At 68.7% G+C, this 16578-nt stretch carries 18 protein-coding genes; 8 read left to right on the top strand and 10 right to left on the bottom strand.

All coding sequences use genetic code 11. From position 1 onward, the window contains the following. Positions 1-132: 132 nt before the first annotated feature. From EIK80_RS12145 to EIK80_RS12135, 3 genes are all read right to left on the bottom strand, one after another. Positions 133-726, bottom strand: a complete 594-nt coding sequence (locus tag EIK80_RS12145; protein WP_125157236.1) for a hypothetical protein — start codon at positions 724-726, stop codon at positions 133-135. Between the two features lie 97 nt (positions 727-823). Then, positions 824-1456 (bottom strand): LysE family translocator, encoded by a 633-nt coding sequence (locus EIK80_RS12140; protein ID WP_125157235.1) that lies wholly within the window; start codon positions 1454-1456, stop codon positions 824-826. A 33-nt stretch (positions 1457-1489) separates the two neighbouring features. Beyond that, entirely contained in the window at positions 1490-1897 is a 408-nt protein-coding gene (locus EIK80_RS12135) for an MAPEG family protein (protein WP_125157234.1), read from the bottom strand. A 190-nt stretch (positions 1898-2087) separates the two neighbouring features. Between EIK80_RS12135 and EIK80_RS12130 the strand changes: the two genes are divergently transcribed. After that, the gene (locus EIK80_RS12130) at positions 2088-2288 is read left to right on the top strand and encodes a KTSC domain-containing protein (protein ID WP_125157233.1); all 201 of its coding nucleotides are present in this window, start codon (positions 2088-2090) and stop codon (positions 2286-2288) included. Positions 2289-2346: 58 nt separating this feature from the next. Here EIK80_RS12130 and EIK80_RS12125 read toward each other — a convergent pair whose 3' ends face one another. The 3 genes from EIK80_RS12125 to EIK80_RS12115 form a co-directional block, all read right to left on the bottom strand. Continuing rightward, positions 2347-3573 carry an argininosuccinate synthase gene (locus EIK80_RS12125; RefSeq protein WP_125157232.1) on the bottom strand — a complete coding sequence of 409 codons (1227 nt, stop codon included), beginning with the start codon at positions 3571-3573 and terminating at the stop codon, positions 2347-2349. 72 nt (positions 3574-3645) lie between these two features. Continuing rightward, the gene (locus tag EIK80_RS12120) at positions 3646-4008 is read right to left on the bottom strand and encodes a hypothetical protein (protein ID WP_125157231.1); all 363 of its coding nucleotides are present in this window, start codon (positions 4006-4008) and stop codon (positions 3646-3648) included. Positions 4009-4023: 15 nt separating this feature from the next. Beyond that, entirely contained in the window at positions 4024-6009 is a 1986-nt protein-coding gene (locus EIK80_RS12115; RefSeq protein ID WP_125157230.1) for a potassium transporter Kup, read from the bottom strand. Between the two features lie 199 nt (positions 6010-6208). Between EIK80_RS12115 and EIK80_RS12110 the strand changes: the two genes are divergently transcribed. Then, the gene (locus tag EIK80_RS12110; RefSeq protein WP_125157229.1) at positions 6209-6655 is read left to right on the top strand and encodes an Rrf2 family transcriptional regulator; all 447 of its coding nucleotides are present in this window, start codon (positions 6209-6211) and stop codon (positions 6653-6655) included. A gap of 2 nt (positions 6656-6657) precedes the next feature. Here EIK80_RS12110 and EIK80_RS12105 read toward each other — a convergent pair whose 3' ends face one another. Then, entirely contained in the window at positions 6658-7848 is a 1191-nt protein-coding gene (locus EIK80_RS12105) for an MFS transporter (RefSeq protein WP_125157228.1), read from the bottom strand. 317 nt (positions 7849-8165) lie between these two features. Here EIK80_RS12105 and EIK80_RS12100 point away from each other — a divergent pair, with 317 nt between their 5' ends. From EIK80_RS12100 to rlmN, 3 genes are all read left to right on the top strand, one after another. Next, a complete protein-coding gene (locus EIK80_RS12100; protein WP_125157227.1) occupies positions 8166-8777 on the top strand; it encodes a flavodoxin family protein in 612 nt (203 codons plus the stop codon). A gap of 176 nt (positions 8778-8953) precedes the next feature. Beyond that, complete coding sequence (locus EIK80_RS12095; RefSeq protein WP_125157226.1) at positions 8954-9754, top strand: SDR family oxidoreductase; 801 nt, start codon at positions 8954-8956, stop codon at positions 9752-9754. 84 nt (positions 9755-9838) lie between these two features. Continuing rightward, on the top strand, positions 9839-11065 hold the full coding sequence (rlmN, locus tag EIK80_RS12090; RefSeq protein WP_125157357.1) for a 23S rRNA (adenine(2503)-C(2))-methyltransferase RlmN: 1227 nt from the start codon (positions 9839-9841) through the stop codon (positions 11063-11065). Here the strand turns inward: rlmN and EIK80_RS12085 are convergent. Next, entirely contained in the window at positions 11062-11391 is a 330-nt protein-coding gene (locus EIK80_RS12085; RefSeq protein ID WP_125157225.1) for a helix-turn-helix transcriptional regulator, read from the bottom strand. The genes rlmN and EIK80_RS12085 overlap by 4 nt on opposite strands. Before the next feature lie 50 nt (positions 11392-11441). Here EIK80_RS12085 and EIK80_RS12080 point away from each other — a divergent pair, with 50 nt between their 5' ends. From EIK80_RS12080 to EIK80_RS12070, 3 genes are all read left to right on the top strand, one after another. Then, a complete protein-coding gene (locus EIK80_RS12080; RefSeq protein ID WP_125157224.1) occupies positions 11442-11891 on the top strand; it encodes an SRPBCC domain-containing protein in 450 nt (149 codons plus the stop codon). 93 nt (positions 11892-11984) lie between these two features. Next, positions 11985-12413: a DUF350 domain-containing protein gene (locus EIK80_RS12075; protein WP_125157223.1), complete on the top strand. Its 429-nt coding sequence runs from the start codon at positions 11985-11987 to the stop codon at positions 12411-12413. A gap of 25 nt (positions 12414-12438) precedes the next feature. Then, the gene (locus EIK80_RS12070; protein WP_125157222.1) at positions 12439-13272 is read left to right on the top strand and encodes a serine protease; all 834 of its coding nucleotides are present in this window, start codon (positions 12439-12441) and stop codon (positions 13270-13272) included. Here the strand turns inward: EIK80_RS12070 and EIK80_RS12065 are convergent. Both EIK80_RS12065 and EIK80_RS12060 read right to left on the bottom strand, forming a co-directional pair. After that, on the bottom strand, positions 13269-14981 hold the full coding sequence (locus EIK80_RS12065; RefSeq protein ID WP_125157221.1) for an MFS transporter: 1713 nt from the start codon (positions 14979-14981) through the stop codon (positions 13269-13271). The two genes, EIK80_RS12070 and EIK80_RS12065, sit on opposite strands and share 4 nt — an antisense overlap. A 33-nt stretch (positions 14982-15014) precedes the next feature. Further along, positions 15015-16574 carry a response regulator gene (locus EIK80_RS12060; protein ID WP_125157220.1) on the bottom strand — a complete coding sequence of 520 codons (1560 nt, stop codon included), beginning with the start codon at positions 16572-16574 and terminating at the stop codon, positions 15015-15017. Positions 16575-16578: the final 4 nt, after the last annotated feature.

Genomic DNA, 16578 nt, shown 5'->3' with positions numbered 1-16578 from the left:
GGCCAGATCCTCCCCCGCGATGCGGGGGAGGTGGCCCAGAGGGCCGGAGGGGGCCAATCCGGCTTACGCCCAGCTCGCCCCCTCAGTCGCTTCGCGACAGCTCCCCCGCATCGCGGGGGAGCATCTCTGGCTTTACTTGCCCGGAGCCGGCCGCTGGATGCTGCTGGCCAGGTTGGCCATGATCTCGCGGGCGTCGTAGGCGCGCGGGTCGCCTTCCGGCTTCTTGCCCTTGTGCATCACGATCTCGGCGCCGGCCTCGAACCGCTCGACGGTGCGGATCTGGGCACGGTCGGCGAAGAAGGGGTCGCCCCAGAAGGGGTCCCAGCTGCGCCAGCCATAGGCGCCGCCGTAGTAGCGCCAGGCCGGGCGCCAGTAGCCGTACGGATAGCCGTAGCCGAAGCCCGGCCGCATGAACGGATCGGGCTCGACATAGGAGCGCGAGGTGCGGTCGGTGCGGTGGTCGGCGGTCTCGAACCAGTCATAGCCCTGCTGCACGGTCAGCTCGGCCGACCGATACAGCAGATAGCGCTCGACCGTTTCGCGCGAGGTCAGGCTGTTGCCGGCGAACGACACGCGGTAGCGGTCGCCTTCCAGCTTCTGCTCGGAGAAGCCGCCGGCGGACGAGCTGGCGGACATCTTCGGCTGGTACGGCGTCGGCGTGGCGCAGGCCGACAAGCCGGCCGCGATGACCAGCGCCGCGGCGATGGCGACCTTTTTCATGGACATGATCTGCTCCTTCAAGCGGAGTCCTCGGTACTTAAGACAACTCTGGCGAGGCTTTGTGGTTTCGCCAAGGCGAAGTTTGCGTCGCCACGGAAATCTTTCAGCCTCTCGACACGATAAGTACGGCCGCCGTGATCAGAAGGACGCCGACCAGGATCGCGAATCCCCGCCGAAATCCCGGCTCGTTCATGCGCGTCGACAGGGCCGCGCCGCCCAGGCCGTAGGACGACATGCTGATCAGGTCCATGCCGATGGTGGCGCAGGCGAACATGACCAATTGCGGGGCCAGCGGCCGCTTGATGTCCAGGAAGGGCGGCAGCACGCCCGAGAAGAACAGCAGGATCTTCGGATTGGCGATCTGGACCATGAAGCCGTCGAGGAAGGCCGAGCGTCCCGCCCGCAAGGTGGCGCTGGCGTGGCTCTCGAGGTTCCTGATCCCGGCCCATAGCGATTTCAGGCCCAGCCAGACCAGATAGGCCGCCCCGGCCCAGGCCAGGACGTGGAAGGCCTTGGGGAAGGCCAGGATCAGCGCGCCCAGACCGAGGGCCGAGCCGGTGAACCAGACCAGGGTGGCGGTGTTCATGCCGACGACCGATACGAGCGCCGCGCCCTTGCCGCGCTCCATGCCGGTGGCGATGGCGAACAGGTTGGCCGGTCCCGGCGTGATGGCCATGACGAACATGGCGACCAGGAAGGCGCCGTAGCGGGCGGGATCGACGGGCAGGTGGTCCATGGCGCGGGTATAGCGTCCCGCGCCACGGCCGAGCTAGGCGCCGATGACGGCGAAAATGTAGATCGCCCGACCTAGGGCGCCGAACAGCAGGACGGCGGTCGCCAGCGCCTGGATGGTGAAGCCGAGTTCGCGCTTCTTCGGATCGGCGGCGTAGCCCAGGGCGTAGACGATCCGGCCGATGATCCAGACCACGCCCATGGCCGCCGCGAACAGGTCGTTCCAGTAGATGGCGAACAGCCACAGCGAGGGCAGGTAGATGACCAGCCATTCGACGGTGTTGGCCTGGATGCGCAGGTGGCGCTCCAGTTCGGGATGACCCGTCATGGCGGGGGCGTCGATCCCCGTCCGGCGGCGCGCGCCGGGGATGCGCAGGATCATCCAGACATAGACCAGCAGCGAGACCAGGGTGACGATGGCCACGAGCGCGTGCGACTGATGCATTTCTTGGGTTCCTCCCGCGGACTCATGCCGCCTCGGGGGAAACCCTAGCCGTATTCGTCCTGACTTTGCACGCGTCCCGCCACCCCTTAGAGCACGGGCGTCGCCTTCGCCGCGCGCGGCGCTGGGGGAACCCTCCCGGCGCTCATTCGCTCCTAAGGCTGACGATCCTCATTCGCGGAGGCTTGAAGCCATGCGTGTGGACTCCACGGCGATCGCCGAAATCGACTACACCCCCGAACACGGCAAGCTGTTCGTCACGTTCCGCGATGGCGACGCGTACGTCTATGTCGGCGTCCCCGAGCGGATCAGCCAGGCCTTCCTGCGGGCCCCGTCGAAAGGCCGGTTCTTCCAGCGGATCATCCGGGACCGGTATCCGTACAATCGGGTGTGAAACGAAAAACGCCCCGACCGACGGCCGGGGCGTTCTCGTTTTCCGAAGTCGGAAGTCCCTAGCCGCGCCGGTCGCGCTTGGCCAGCACGCGCAGGCGCAGGGCGTTCAGCTTGATGAAGCCGCCGGCGTCGCGGTGGTCGTAGGCGACCTTGCCTTCCTCGAAGGTGACCAGGTCCTGGTCGTACAGCGAGTAGGGGCTGGTGCGGCCGATGACGGTGACATTGCCCTTGTAGAGCTTCACGCGGACCTGGCCGGCGACCTTGTCCTGGCTGTAGTCGATGGCGGCCTGCAGCATCTCGCGCTCGGGCGAGAACCAGAAGCCGTTGTAGACCAGCTCGGCGTACTTCGGCATCAGCTCGTCCTTGAGGTGCATGGCGCCGCGGTCCAGCGTGATGCTCTCGATGCCGCGGTGGGCGGCCAGCAGGATGGTGCCGCCCGGGGTCTCGTAGACGCCGCGCGACTTCATGCCGACGAAGCGGTTCTCGACCAGGTCCAGGCGGCCGATGCCGTTGTCGCGGCCCAGCTCGTTCAGCCTGGTCAGCAGGGTCGCCGGGCTCATCTTCACGCCGTCGATGGCGACCGGGTCGCCCTTCTCGAAGTCGATGGTGATGACGGTGGCCTTGTCCGGCGCGTCCTCGGGCGAGATCGTGCGCATGTGGACGAACTCGGGGGCCTCGACCGCCGGGTCTTCCAGGACCTTACCTTCCGAGGAGGAGTGCAGCAGGTTGGCGTCGACGCTGAACGGGGCTTCGCCGCGCTTGTCCTTGGTGATCTGGATCTGGTGCTTCTCGGCGAAGTCCAGCAGGGCCTCGCGGGACTTGAAGTCCCATTCGCGCCAGGGGGCGATCACGGTGATGTCGGGCTCCAGGCCGTAGTAGCCGAGCTCGAAGCGGACCTGGTCGTTGCCCTTGCCGGTCGCGCCGTGGCTGACGGCGTCGGCGCCCATCTTGCGGGCGATCTCGATCTGCTTCTTGGCGATCAGCGGACGCGCGATCGAGGTGCCCAGCAGGTACTGGCCTTCATAAACCGTGTTGGCGCGGAACATCGGGAACACGAAGTCGCGGACGAACTCCTCGCGCACGTCCTCGATGAAGATGTTCTCGGGCTTGACGCCGGCGGCCAGCGCCTTGGCGCGCGCCGGTTCGATCTCCTCGCCCTGGCCCAGGTCGGCCGTGAAGGTGATGACCTCCGCGCCGTATTCGGTTTGCAGCCACTTCAGGATGATCGAGGTGTCGAGCCCGCCCGAATAGGCGAGCACGACCTTCTTCACGGACTTGTCGGCCATGGGCGGGGTCCTTTCGGAGAGAAACACAAAGTCGCGCGCCTTCAACGGCGAAAGGACGCGCTGGTCAAGAGTTTAAAGCTGACCTTCGTCCTGCAACGTCCTGATGACGAACCGCAGGTGAAACAGCTGACTCAGCCCCAGGCTGGCGGCGAGCGTGGCGCGGACCAGGAAGATGAGGATCGCCTGGATCGGATCGTCGGTGAACGTCGCCTGGGTCGCGGTGAACGACAGCAGGACGACGGTCGACAACAGCGGGATGCTCAGCAGGCCCACGCCCTTGGGCGCGCGGACGGAGGGCTTGCCGTCGCGCCCCCACAGCATGGGGACGAGGACGTCCTTGGGGATCCGCTTCCACGCGCCCTGGGCGGTGGCGGCGATGATGGCCAGGGCGGCGATCGAGAGGCCGTCGCCCAGCACGCGCAGGGTCGTTTCCATGCCGGACTGTATCTCTTAAACGGTGACCTGGGCGCCCAGCTCGACCACGCGACCCGGCGGGATCTTGAAGAAGTCCGTCGGGTTGGCGGCGTTCTTCATCAGGTAGATGAACAGGCGGTCCTGCCACAGCGGCATGCCGCTGTTGGCCGACGGCACGATCGAGCGGCGGCCCAGGAAGAAGCTGGTGGCCATGATGTCGAACTTCAGCCCCTGCTTGCGGCAGACCGCCAAGGCCTTGGGAATGTTCGGGCTTTCCATGAAGCCGTAGTTGACGATGACCTTCTTGAAGTCGTCGTTGACCTTCTCGATCGTCACCCGGTCCTCCTCGCGGACGCGAGGCGTCTCGGTGGTGCGGACGGTCAGGATGACGTTGCGCTCGTGCAGCACCTTGTTGTGCTTGAGGTTGTGCATCAGCGCGACCGGGGTCATGTCCGGATCGGAGGTCAGGAAGATCGCGGTGCCGGGCGCGCGGTGCGGGGCGCGGGCGCGCAGGATCTCCATGAGGTCGATCAGCGGGACGCTGTCGCGGCGGGTCTTGGCGGTGAGGATGTTGGCCCCTCGCGTCCAGGTGGCCATGATCAGGACGAGGGCCGCGCCGAACACCAGCGGCAGCCAGGCGCCGTCGGGGATCTTCAGCATGTTCGAGGCGATGAACACGCAGTCCAGCGCCACCAGCGGGATCAGCAGCAGGCCGGTCTGCCACAGCGACCACTTCCACACCCGGCGGATGACGACATAGGCCAGCAGGGTGTCGACGAACATCGCGCCGGTCACGGCGATGCCGTAGGCCGAGGCCAGCTTGTGCGAGCTGCGGAAGGCGAACAGCAGCACCAGGACGCCGATCAGCAGGAACTGATTGACCGCCGGCACGAAGATCTGGCCGGCCTGGGTCTCGGACGTCCGCTTGATCTCGATGCGCGGCAGCAGGCCCAGCTGCACGGCCTGCTGGGTCATAGAGAAGGCGCCGGTGATCACCGCCTGGCTGGCGATGACGGTGGCGACGGTGGCCATCAGCAGCACGGGCCAGTAGGCGAAGCTGGGCACCATCTCCCAGAACGGATTGTGGCGGGCGGCGGGGTGGTCGAGGACCAGCGAGCCCTGGCCCAGATAGTTCAGGGCCAGGCACGGGAACACCAGGCACAGCCAGGCGGCCTGGATCGGCTTCTTCCCGAAGTGGCCCATGTCGGCATAGAGCGCTTCGGCGCCGGTCACGACCAGGAACACGCTGCCCAGGATCACGAAGCCCAGGAAGCCGTTCTCCAGCAGGAAGCGCAGGCCGTACCAGGGATTGAAGGCGCGCAGGATCGAAAGATCGTCGGCCAGGTGGTAGGCCCCCAGGGCGCCCAGGATCAGGAACCACACGGCGGTGAACGGCCCGAACAGCGAGGCCATCCGGTGGGTGCCCTTGGCCTGGACGGCGAACAGCAGGATGAGGATGCCGGCCGAGATCGGCAGGATGTAGGGCGTCAGGGCGTGGCCCACGCCGGGCGCGTCCTTCAGGCCCTCCACCGCCGACAGCACCGAGATGGCCGGGGTGATGATGCCGTCGCCATAGAACAGCGCCGCCCCGACCACGCCGAGGAAGAAGACCACCATCGAGCGCTTGCCGCCGGTCTTGCCGAGCGCCTTCTGGGCCAGGGCCATCAGGGCCAGGGTGCCGCCCTCGCCCTTGTTGTCGGCGCGCATGAAGAAGATGACGTACTTGATCGTCACAAACAGCGTCATGGTCCACAGGACCAGCGACACCACGCCCAGCACCGCGTGCTCGGTCGCCGTCGTGCTGCGCGAATGGGCCAGGGCCTCGCGCAGGGCGTAAAGCGGACTGGTGCCGATATCGCCGAAGACGACGCCGATCGAGCCCAGCGCCATGGCCAGGAAGCCATGGCCCTTCGCGTCGTGGCCGTGACCCGCGCCGTTGGGCGGACCGCCGTCCTGGTGAGGGATGTCGGTAGACGTTGGCGCGCAATCGGAGTTGGAAGCGCCGGGGGCCTCGGAAGCCATTCAATCCCTCCGGGCGCCCTCGCAAAACGCCAGGAGCCGACCCATATCGCGATCAAGCGCGGCGCGATACACCCAAACCGCGGCCGATACAATCATCACCCGACGTCGTCCTGAGGACTCCCCTAAGGAGATTTTGCTTCGGAGCTGAAACAGTTTTCAGTTGAACGCGCGGGCGGCCACCTTACGTTCCCCTGTAGAGATGTCTGACAGCCAGAAATTTCCCGTCGCGGCGCACGCCCTCGCCTACTTGGCCCACAAGGAGGCGTTTTCGGCTGACCGCGCCGTGGCCAGCGCCGAACTGGCCGCCTCGGTCCCGACCAATCCGGTCGTGGTCCGCCGCGTCACGGCCATGCTGGGCAAGGCCGGGCTGATCGGCGCGCGTGCCGGGGCCAATGGCGGAGCCTGGCTGCTGAAGCCGGCCGACAGCATCACGCTCGACATCGTGCTGAAGGCGGTCAACGGCTGCGCCCACCTCGGCGTCGCGCCCAAGGGCGTCAAGGGCTGCCCGGTCGGCGAAAGGATCCCCGACGCCGTCCGCGCCGCCATCACCGCCGCCGATCGCGCCGCGCACGACCGGCTTGGCCAGATCACCGTCGCCGACCTGCTGCACGGCGCCCACGCGGCCGTCGAGCCCGAGCCCTGCTGACTTTATTCGGCCAGCGCTAGCCGCTGCTGCTGGCGCGCGTCGATCGCCGCCACGATCCAGATCGCGAAGCCGCCCAGGGCCAGAGCCACGCCGACCCAGCCGGTCGAGGCCCATCCCCATCCCGCCGCGATGGCCATGCCGCCCAGCCAGGGGCCCAGGGCGTTGGCCGTGTTGAACGCCGAGTGGTTCAGCGCCGCCGCCAGGGTCTGGGCGTCGCCGGCCACATCCATCAGCCGGGTCTGCAGCACCGCGCCCAGGCCGCCGCCGCAGCCGATCAGGAACACGACCGGGATCAGGGTCCACAGGCTGCCGACCGCCAGCGGATAGAGCGCCAGCGCCGCAGCGCTCCACAGCAGGACGCCGCCGATGGCCGGCATCGGGGCGCGGTCGGCCGCCCAGGCGCACGCCAGCGTGCCGACGGTCATGCCGGCCCCGAACACCATCAGCACCACCGGCAGGGCGGCGGGCGAGGCGTGGGTCACGGCCAGCATGGTGTCGGCCAGATAGGTGTAGACGCAGAACATGCCGCCAAAGCCGATGGCGCCGATCGCCAGGGTCAGCCACACCCGGCCGCGCCCCAGGGCGCCCAGTTCGCGCAGCGGACTGGCGTCCGCGTCGGCCGGAACGCGCGGGGCGTAGAGCCAGACGCTGGTCGCCGTCAGGCTGGCCAGCACCGAGACGATCACGAAGCCCCAGCGCCAGCCGATCACCTGACCGACCAGATTGGCCAGCGGCACGCCGACGATGGTCGCCACGGTCAGGCCGATCAGGACCATGGCCACGGCCTGGGCCCGCTTCTCCGCCGGCGCGACGCTGGCGGCGACCAGGGCGGCGACGCCGAAATAGGCGCCGTGCGGCAGGCCCGAGAAGAACCGGAAGGCGATCATCCAGCCGAAGCTGGGCGAGAAGGCGCTGAGCAGGTTGCCGACCGCGAACACCGCCATCAGCGCCGTCAGGATCACCCGGCGCGGCAGCCGGGCCGCCGCCACCGCGATCACCGGCGCCCCGACCACGACGCCGAGCGCGTAGGCGCTGATCGCGTGACCGGCCGTCGGCGCGTCCACCCCGAGGTCCTTGGCGAAATAGGGCAGCAGGCTCATCGAGGCGAACTCGGTCGTACCGATCGCGAAGCCGCCCAGAGCGAGCGCCGCCAGGACGAGGCCGGGATGGACCTTGGGATGTTCGGTGCTCATGTCGGCGCCTTGCACACACGCGGCGCAACACGGACGCGACGCGCTGACGCCTGGGAAGGGCGCGGTGTCCCGGGATCGTGCTGCTGGGAAGAAGTCCCTTGCAAATAAGCAAACGACAGCGTTGTCGCAATCGGGATCGGAACATTTCCGGGCTGTCGCGCGCCATTAGCGCCGCTGAATCCGACCTGTAGAAAAATTGCACCCAATCTTGTTGCTGATCGGGCTGGCGAGCCCGCCTGGCGGCATTACGTAATCGCTACCGTTTCAGTTTCGAAATGGCCGCCATTCAAGCCAGATTTCAGATCCGGGGATTTCCAATGACCACTGTCGCCATCGTCTATCATTCCGGTTACGGCCACACGGCCGTCCTCGCCGACAAGGTCGCCCAGGGCGTTCGCGACGCCGGCCAGACCCCGGTGCTGCTGCAGATCGAAAGCGCTGCTCAGGACTTCGCCCCGCTGATCGAGAAGATCACTCAGGCCGACGCCGTGGTGTTCGGCGCGCCGACCTACATGGGCGACGTCTCCGGCGTGTTCAAAGTGTTCGCCGACGCCACCGCCTCGGTGTTCTTCACCGGCGCCTGGAAGGACAAGCTGGCCGCCGGCTTCACCAACTCGCACAGCTTCGCCGGCGACAAGGGCCACGCCCTGGAGAGCCTGACCATCCTGGCCGCCCAGCATGGCATGAACTGGGTGAACCTGGGCCTGGCCCCGCCGAACGTGACCGCCGCCGAACGCGGCCCCGACACGATCAACCGCGTCGGCTCGTTCCTCGGCGTCGCCGCCCAGTCGGACAACGCCTCGACCGAGATCACGCCGCCGGCCGGCGACCGCGAGACCGCCCGCCTGCTGGGTGAACGCGTGGCCAAGGCCGCCGTCCGCTGGACCGCCGGCGCGGAGGCTTCGGCCAGCCTCGGCAAGGCGGCCTAACCTTTACGGTCCCCAAGGCCGCGGTGGTCCCCCTCCCCGACCGCGGCCCGGAAGAGGCGCGCCCCCAGCCGAGCTGGCGCGCCTCTTCCGCCCCTCAGGTTCCAGGGCTGCTTGAACCAAATCACAGGCCGTGCTCGTCTCCGGCGAAGTTTCGCTTTGACTGGAAAATCCGCGCCATGGCCCGCCGCCTCGCCCTGATCACCGGCGCCTCCGCCGGGATCGGGGCCGCCTCCGCCCGCATCTACGCCAGCCATGGCTATGACGTGGCCCTGACCGCGCGCCGGGCCGATCGCCTGGAGGGTCTGGCCGCCGAGATCAAGCTGCGCTCGGGCGTCGAGGCCTACGCCATCCCCGCCGACCTGGCCGAGCCGACCGGCGTCGACACCGTCCTGGCCGCCGTCGCCGAGCAGGGCCGGGTAGTCGACGCCCTGGTCAACAACGCCGGATACGGCTTGCCCGGGACCTATGACAGCACCACCTGGGCCGACCAGGCCGCCTTCCTGCAGCTGATGCTGACCGGCGTCTGCGAGATGACCCACAAGGTGCTGCCGGGCATGGTCGAGCGGAAGTTCGGCCGCATCGTCAATGTCGCCTCGCTGGCGGGCCTGGTTCCCGGCGCGGCCGGCCATACGCTCTACGCGGCGACCAAGGGCTTTCTCGTGAAGTTCTCCCAGAGCCTGCACCTGGAGAACCTGGCGACCGGCGTGCATGTTTCGGCGCTGTGCCCCGGCTTCACCTATTCGGAATTCCACGACGTCAACGGCACCCGCGGCCAGGTCAGTCAGGGCGTGCCCGAATGGATGTGGCTGGGCGCCGACGAGGTGGCCGCCGCCGGCTACGAGGCCGCCGAGGCCAACCGCTCGATCTGCGTCCCCGGCGCGCCGAACAAGGCGATCGCGGCCATCGCCAAGATCGTGCCGGACGACTGGGCCCTGGCCCTGATGGCCAGCCAGGGAAGCCGCTTCCGGAAGGTGTGACAACGCGCCGATCGGGCGGTTTTTGGAAAACCGCTCCGGACCTGCTATATGTCCGCCTCGACCCCCGAGCATCCGGACACCCCCTTGAGCGTCACCCTCGACCTGTCGCGCGTCTCCACCGACGCCGCGCCTTCCCATAGTGCTTCTGGCGCCCCCGTCGCCAAACCCCTGGTCAACCTCTCGGGCCTAACGCGCCCGCAGCTGGTCGCGGCCCTGGTCGAGAGCGGCGTGGTCGAGCACGGCAAGGCCAAGATGCGCGCCACCCAGATCTTCCGCTGGATGCACCATCGCGGCGTCACCGACTTCGCGCTGATGAGCGACGTCGCCAAGGAGACCCGCGCGCGCCTGGCCGAGGCCTTCACGCTGAACCGCCCGGAGATCGTCGAGCGCCAGGTCAGCAAGGACGGCACCCGCAAGTGGCTGATCCGCATGGCCCCGGGCATCGAGGTCGAGAGCGTCTACATCCCCGGCGTCGGCCGCGCCGGCGCCCTGTGCGTCTCCAGCCAGGTCGGCTGCACCCTCAACTGCAGCTTCTGCCACACCGGCACCCAGCCGCTGGTCCGCAACCTGACCGCCGCCGAGATCGTCGCCCAGGTGCAGGTGGCCAAGGACGACCTGGCCGAATGGCCGTCGGACAAGGAAGACCGCGTGCTCTCGAACATCGTGTTCATGGGCATGGGCGAGCCGCTGTACAATCTGGGCCAGGTGGCCGACGCCATCGAGATCATCAGCGACAACGAGGGCATCGGCATCTCGCGCCGCCGGATCACGGTCTCGACCTCGGGCGTGGTCCCGCAGCTGCAGAAGCTGGGCGAGACGACCCAGGCCATGCTGGCGATCAGCCTGCACGCCACCAATGACGCCCTGCGCGACGTGCTGGTGCCGCTGAACAAGAAATACCCGATCGCCGAGCTGATGGCCGGCATCCGCGCCTATCCTGGCCTGAGCAACGCCCGCCGCGTGACGTTCGAGTACGTGATGCTGAAGGGCGTCAACGACAGCCCCGACGAGGCCCGCGCCCTGGTCAAGCTGATCAAGGGCATCCCCGCCAAGATCAACCTGATCCCGTTCAATCCCTGGCCGGGCAGCGACTATCTGTGCTCGGACTGGTCGACGATCGAGGCCTTCGCCGCGATCCTCAACAAGGCCGGCTATTCCTCGCCGATCCGCACCCCGCGCGGCCGCGATATCCTCGCCGCCTGCGGCCAGCTGAAGAGCGAGAGCGAAAAGGTCCGCGCCTCGGCGATGCGCAAGCTGTCGATGGCGGCCATGGCCGGAATGCTCGGCGACGACGAGGACGAGGCGGCTTAGGCCTCTTCCTCAACTCCCTTCTTTAGTCGGCTGAGTATCCCTGCCGCATAGGCCGCGTAGGGCCCGATCCAGCGTTCGTGAATGCCGTGTATCGGCAGGGCGTCCAGGTGGTTCCACCGCTCGCGCCCGCGCCGTTCGGCCACCAGCAGGCCGGCCTCTTCCAGCACGCCCAGGTGCTGCATCACCGTGCAGCGATCCAGCTCCGGAAACAGGGCGCACAGCATCCCCGTGGTGCGGGGCTCTTCCTTCAGCAGATCCAGAATGCGTCGCCGCACCCGGTGACCCAGGGCCTTGAAGATCAGGTCCGATTCGTCCTCGCTTGACATGTTATAAAATTATAACATATTGTCGCGCCCATCAAGGATGGAGATGATCCATGTCCCATGAATTCACCGTCGGCGGCCGCATCGCCAAGCCCGTGGCCGAGGTCTTCGAGGCCGTCGTCGATCCGAAGAAACTGTCCGGCTACTTCACCACCGGCGGGGCGCAGGGTCGGCTCGAGACCGGCGCGACCGTGACCTGGGACTTCCACGACTTCCCGGGCGCGTTCCCGGTCGAGGTGGTCGAGGTCGTCCAGAACGAGAAGATCGTGCTGCGATGGGGTTCGGCCGAGCCGGGCGCCACCCACCAGACCACCGTGACCATGACCTTCGCCGACACCGGCGACGGCCGCACGCACGTCAAGATCCACGAGGCCGGCTGGAGCGACACCCCGGCGGGGGAGAAGGCGGCTTTCGGCAATTGCGAGGGCTGGACCGGGATGCTGTGCGCCATGAAGGCCTTCGTCGAGCACGGCCTGAACCTGCGGCAGGGGTTCTACAAGTAAGCGGCGACTCCCCCGACGCGGGCGCCCCCTACGCAAAACTTGTCGACCCGTGTTAGTCAGTGGACCGCAAGTTCATCGGGGTAGTTCGCGTCCATGCCGTCCCAGCTCCAGTCGCCCGAGGTCCAGGCCTTCGCCACCGGCTTCCCGGTCACCCTGCTGCACGCCAGCGTGACCCTGGTCATGCTGATCCTGGGCACGGCGCTCTACGCCCTGCTGACCCCGCACAAGGAAATCACCTTGATCCGCGAGGGCAACTCGGCCGCGGCCCTGTCGCTGGGCGGGGTGATGGTCGGCCTGGCCATTCCGCTGGCCATCTCGCTGACCGCCTCGACCTCGGTGATCGAGATCCTGATCTGGGGCGCGGCGACCATCGCCGTGCAGCTCCTGGTGTTCCGCGTCACCGACATGGTGCTGCAGGGCCTGCCCGAGCGGATCCACGAGGGCGAGGTCGCCGCCGCCGCCCTGCTGGTCGGCGCCAAGCTGGCCACCGCCCTGATCCTCGCCGCCGCCGTGGCCGGCTGAGCCGACGCGGTCGGGGGACCTCCCAGTGCATTTCCCCAAGCTTCCCGATTGGCTGGTCTATGCCGTGGCGGTCAGCGCCCTGCTGATCGTCGCCGTCGGCCGGCAGGAGCGTTCGGACGCGCCGCCGCCGCCGCCGCCGGTGCCGGGCGAGGAGGGGCTGCCCCTAGGGCCGTCCTCGCCGTTCGACCCGTCGATCGTGGTCCAGGTGCCCGACAGGCCCGAGCCGGGCTCGGGCACGGCCTTCTCGGTCGGCGACGACGGCACCTGGCTGACCGCCCGCCACGTGGTCGACGGCTGTAAGCAAGCCGCGATCGTCGTCGCGGATGGCCGCGGCGTGGCCGCCAAGGTCCATGTCGATCCCAAGGCCGACGCCGCTATCCTGACCACCGAGGGCGGGGCGCCGTCGGTGCCTCTGGGCCTGGACGCCCCGCTGCGCCGGGGGGCGCGCGCCTATCATCCGGGCTTTCCGCAGGGCCATCCGGGCGAGGCCGCCTCGCGCCTGCTGGGCCGTGAGAATCTGGTCGTCCACGGTCGCGGCGCCCGCACCGAGCCCGTGCTGGTCTGGGCCGAGGTCGGTCGCACCGACACGCTGAAGGGCACCCTGGCCGGTCTCTCGGGCTCGCCGGCCCTCGACAGCGCGGGGCGGGTGATCGGAGTGACGGTGGCCGAGGCCCCGCGTCGCGGCCGGATCTACACGACCGCGCCCGAGACCCTGAAGACCCTGCTGGGCCCGCACCGCCGACCCAGCCCTTCCGAGTTCGCGCCCAGCGAGCCGATCACCACCGAGAACTACGGCCGCGTCGCCGACGGCCTGCGCCGCGACCTGCGCGTGGCCCAGGTGGTGTGCCTGAAGGTCTAGGCGACCGCCGCCTCTGTTTCCGGCTCGGCCTCGGCCGGCTTCTGCCGCGCCGCCACCAGGAAGGACAGCACGATCGCCACGACGCCGATCAGGGCCGTGTAGATGAAGAAGGCCGTATAGCCCGCCGCCATGGCCGGGCCGCTGACGCCCAGCTTGGCGCCGGCGGCGGTGAAGCTCTCGGGCGGCAGGCGGGTGAAGAGGGCCTTTAGCGGCGCGGTGACCCCGCCGTGCTCGGCCGCCAGCGCCGAGCCTTCGACGATGCGCCCCGATTGCGAGGCGATCAGCTTGCCGGGGAGGGAATAGAGCGAGGCGAACAAGGCGTACTGGGTGGCCGTGAAGCCCGCCGTGGTCAGGCTGGACATGTAGGTGATCAGGGCCGTGCCGGCGATGCCGCCCGCCAGGTTGTCGATGCAGATCGAGGCGAACAGCATGCCGGTGTTGTGACCGCTCATGGCCAGCACCGCGAACATCAGGTTGCTGATCGGCTGCGCGAAGGCGCCGATGATCAGGGCCTTCATCAGGCCGAAGCGCGCGACGATCACCCCGCCCAGGAACACGCCGATCATCGAGGCGACGATGCCGAACACCTTCCGGATCTCGGCGATCTCGGTCAGCGAGAAACCCATGTCGCGGTAGAACGGATTCATGATGTTGAGCACGAAGTCCGAAACCCGATAGACGCAGATGGTCGCCAGGATCAGGCCGGCCACGCCCGCGAACCGGGTCAGGAACTCTTTCAGCGGCGCCCCGAGCGCGGTCGACAGATAGACGCCGGGCTTGGTCGGGACCTTGGGAATCGGCCAGGCGGCGATGGTCACTACGACCAGGCCCGCCAGTACCCCGGCCAGCTGCAGCCAGACTCCGTTGGGCTTGGCCTTCCAGGCCGCCTCCAGCGCCTCGCCGCCCGCGAATTTCGACAGCAGGCTGGCGTCGCCGGACAGGCCCGAGCCGACCAGCAGGGCGCCGATCAGCAGGATGACCAGGCGGACCAGCCACTCGCCGATCTCCAGGGCCTTGGGCTGGACGACGCCGTCAGTGTGGATCTCGCGGATGGTGTGGGCCTGCTCGCGCGGCGCCATGAGCGTGGCGATCACCCCGACGCTCATGGCCACCGCCATGGCCAGGTACGAGATGTTCCAGCCGAAGCGCTCGGCCAGCAGCAGCGGTACGGCGCCGGCCATGATCATCGCGCCGCGATAGCCCCACTGCACGGCGACGGCCATCTGGCCCTGGCGCTCGGTGTCGACCACCTCGATGCGCCAGGCGTCGATGACGATGTCCTGGGTGGCGGTGGTGAAGCCGACGATCACCGCGACCAGCGCCATCAGCGGCAGGTTCGTCGCGGGATTGATGCCGGAGATCGCCAGGAGGCCCAGGATGATCACGGCCTGGCAGGCCAGCATCCAGGCGCGGCGATGGCCCAGCAGGCTGTGCAGCACCGGGATCCTGGTGCGGTCGATTAGCGGGGCCCACAGGAACTTGAACGAGAACGACAGGGTGGCCAGGCTGAAGAAGCCGATCACCGCCAGGGACAGACCCGCGTCCCGAAGCCACAGCGACAGGGTGTCGAAGATCAGCATGTAGGGCAGGCCCGAGGCGAAGCCGAGGCCCAGCATCACCAGACTGCGCCGCTCGCCGAAAAAGGCGAGGGTCTGGAGAAGAGTCTTCTTCTTCTCGGGCGCGGCCTGCGCCTTCGTTTCGTCAGTCATCGCGGCGATCCCCTGTCCGGGGCGCGCCCGGATCTAGCCGGCGACCTTGGCTCGCGTCGCGGTTTTCGTCCAGCCGCCGCCAAGTCCATTCGCGACGCCCGAGGTCGTCCAGCGCTTGAGGGCGTCGCGCAGGGCTTCCTGGGTGAGGGGCTTGACCAGGAAGTCGTCCATGCCGGCGGCCAGGCAGGTGCGCTTGTCCTCGTCGAAGGCGTCGGCGGTCAGGGCGGCGATCGGCGAGGCCACGCCCTTGGCGCGCAGGGCCTTGGCGGCCTCGACGCCGGACAGGCCGGGCATCCGCAGGTCCATCAGGATCAGGTCGTAGGCCCCGGCCGAGGCGGCGGCCACGGCCTGCTCGCCGTCGGCGACGCGGTCGACCTTGCAACCCTCGCGCTCCAGCAGGGTGCGGGCCAGCAGGGCGTTGATCGGATTGTCCTCGGCCAGCAGCACGCGGACGCCATGGGCCACCGCGCCGGCGACGCGGTCGTCATGGGGCGTCTCGGCGGCGGGCGTCGCTTCGGGTTCGCCGGCCTGCAGCACCTGGACCACCAGCGAGGCGGCGCGCAGCGGCTTGATCAGATAGCCCGAGAAGCCGGCGGTCTTCAGCGGCTCGATGCGGTCGCGCTGCTCGGGCGTCAGCAGCACCACGGCCTTGCGGCCGACGGGCGGTTTCAGGGCGCCGCGCGGACCCGACAGCGCCGCGTCGATCAGCAGCACGGCGTCGGCCGGCGCGCCCGACAGGGCCGAGGCGATGTCGACGGCGGCGAAGGCGCGGCCCCCGGCGGCCTCGATCTGACGCGCCGTGGCGGCGCGGACGATGGCGTTGGGCGAGGCGATGGCGACGGCGCGGCCCTCGAGCGGGCTGGCGCGGAGCGCGGGAGCAGCCACCTCAAAGGGCGCCTCGAACCAGAACTCGGCGCCCTGGCCCAGCTCGCCGCCGACCCCGACCTCGCCGTTCATGGCCTTGGCAAGCGTGGAGACGATGGCCAGGCCCAGGCCCGCGCCGCCCAGCTGGGTGGCGTGGGTGATGTCGGTCTGGACGAAGGCGTCGAAGATCCGCCGGCGGGCGTCCGGCGCGACGCCGGGGCCGGTGTCGGCGACCGAGAAGCGGATGCGGCCGCCCTCTTCTCCTTGGGGGGGCGTGGTGGCCGTCGCCGTCAGCAGCACGCCGCCGGCCTCGGTGAATTTCACGGCGTTGCCGGCGAAGTTCAGCAGGATCTGGCGGAGGCGCCCTTCGTCGGCCTGGATGGTCGGCAGCGGCGTGGGTACGGCCCAGGCGATTTCGACGCCTTTCTCGTGGGCGCGCGGGCTCATCAGCTCGGCGACCTGGCGCAGCAGACCCTCGATATCGACCGGGGCCAGCGACAGTTCGATCGAGGCCGCGCCGAGGCGGGCGAAGTGCAGCACGTCATTGACCAGCGACAGCAGGTGGTCGCCACTTTCGCGCAGGGCGGTGACGTAGGACCGCTGCTCGGCCGTCAGCTTGGTGTTTTCCAACAGGCGCGCCATGCCCAGCACGCCGTTCAGCGGGGTGCGGAACTCGTGGCTCAGGGTGGCCAGCTGCTCGGGCGTGACGCCGGGTTTCGGATCGCTCATGGGG

The organism is Caulobacter sp. 602-1 (genome assembly GCF_003931565.1).
GTDB lineage: Bacteria > Pseudomonadota > Alphaproteobacteria > Caulobacterales > Caulobacteraceae > Caulobacter.
This window is presented reverse-complemented; position numbering and strand designations above follow the sequence as displayed.

Coding starts and splice junctions, on each gene's coding strand:
- EIK80_RS12145 (WP_125157236.1), bottom strand. CDS start 726: ATGTCCATGAAAAAGGTCGCCATCGCCGCGGCGCTGGTCATCGCGGCC.
- EIK80_RS12140 (WP_125157235.1), bottom strand. CDS start 1,456: ATGGACCACCTGCCCGTCGATCCCGCCCGCTACGGCGCCTTCCTGGTC.
- EIK80_RS12135 (WP_125157234.1), bottom strand. CDS start 1,897: ATGCATCAGTCGCACGCGCTCGTGGCCATCGTCACCCTGGTCTCGCTG.
- EIK80_RS12130 (WP_125157233.1), top strand. CDS start 2,088: ATGCGTGTGGACTCCACGGCGATCGCCGAAATCGACTACACCCCCGAA.
- EIK80_RS12125 (WP_125157232.1), bottom strand. CDS start 3,573: ATGGCCGACAAGTCCGTGAAGAAGGTCGTGCTCGCCTATTCGGGCGGG.
- EIK80_RS12120 (WP_125157231.1), bottom strand. CDS start 4,008: ATGGAAACGACCCTGCGCGTGCTGGGCGACGGCCTCTCGATCGCCGCC.
- EIK80_RS12115 (WP_125157230.1), bottom strand. CDS start 6,009: ATGGCTTCCGAGGCCCCCGGCGCTTCCAACTCCGATTGCGCGCCAACG.
- EIK80_RS12110 (WP_125157229.1), top strand. CDS start 6,209: ATGTCTGACAGCCAGAAATTTCCCGTCGCGGCGCACGCCCTCGCCTAC.
- EIK80_RS12105 (WP_125157228.1), bottom strand. CDS start 7,848: ATGAGCACCGAACATCCCAAGGTCCATCCCGGCCTCGTCCTGGCGGCG.
- EIK80_RS12100 (WP_125157227.1), top strand. CDS start 8,166: ATGACCACTGTCGCCATCGTCTATCATTCCGGTTACGGCCACACGGCC.
- EIK80_RS12095 (WP_125157226.1), top strand. CDS start 8,954: ATGGCCCGCCGCCTCGCCCTGATCACCGGCGCCTCCGCCGGGATCGGG.
- EIK80_RS12085 (WP_125157225.1), bottom strand. CDS start 11,391: ATGTCAAGCGAGGACGAATCGGACCTGATCTTCAAGGCCCTGGGTCAC.
- EIK80_RS12080 (WP_125157224.1), top strand. CDS start 11,442: ATGTCCCATGAATTCACCGTCGGCGGCCGCATCGCCAAGCCCGTGGCC.
- EIK80_RS12075 (WP_125157223.1), top strand. CDS start 11,985: ATGCCGTCCCAGCTCCAGTCGCCCGAGGTCCAGGCCTTCGCCACCGGC.
- EIK80_RS12065 (WP_125157221.1), bottom strand. CDS start 14,981: ATGACTGACGAAACGAAGGCGCAGGCCGCGCCCGAGAAGAAGAAGACT.
- EIK80_RS12060 (WP_125157220.1), bottom strand. CDS start 16,574: ATGAGCGATCCGAAACCCGGCGTCACGCCCGAGCAGCTGGCCACCCTG.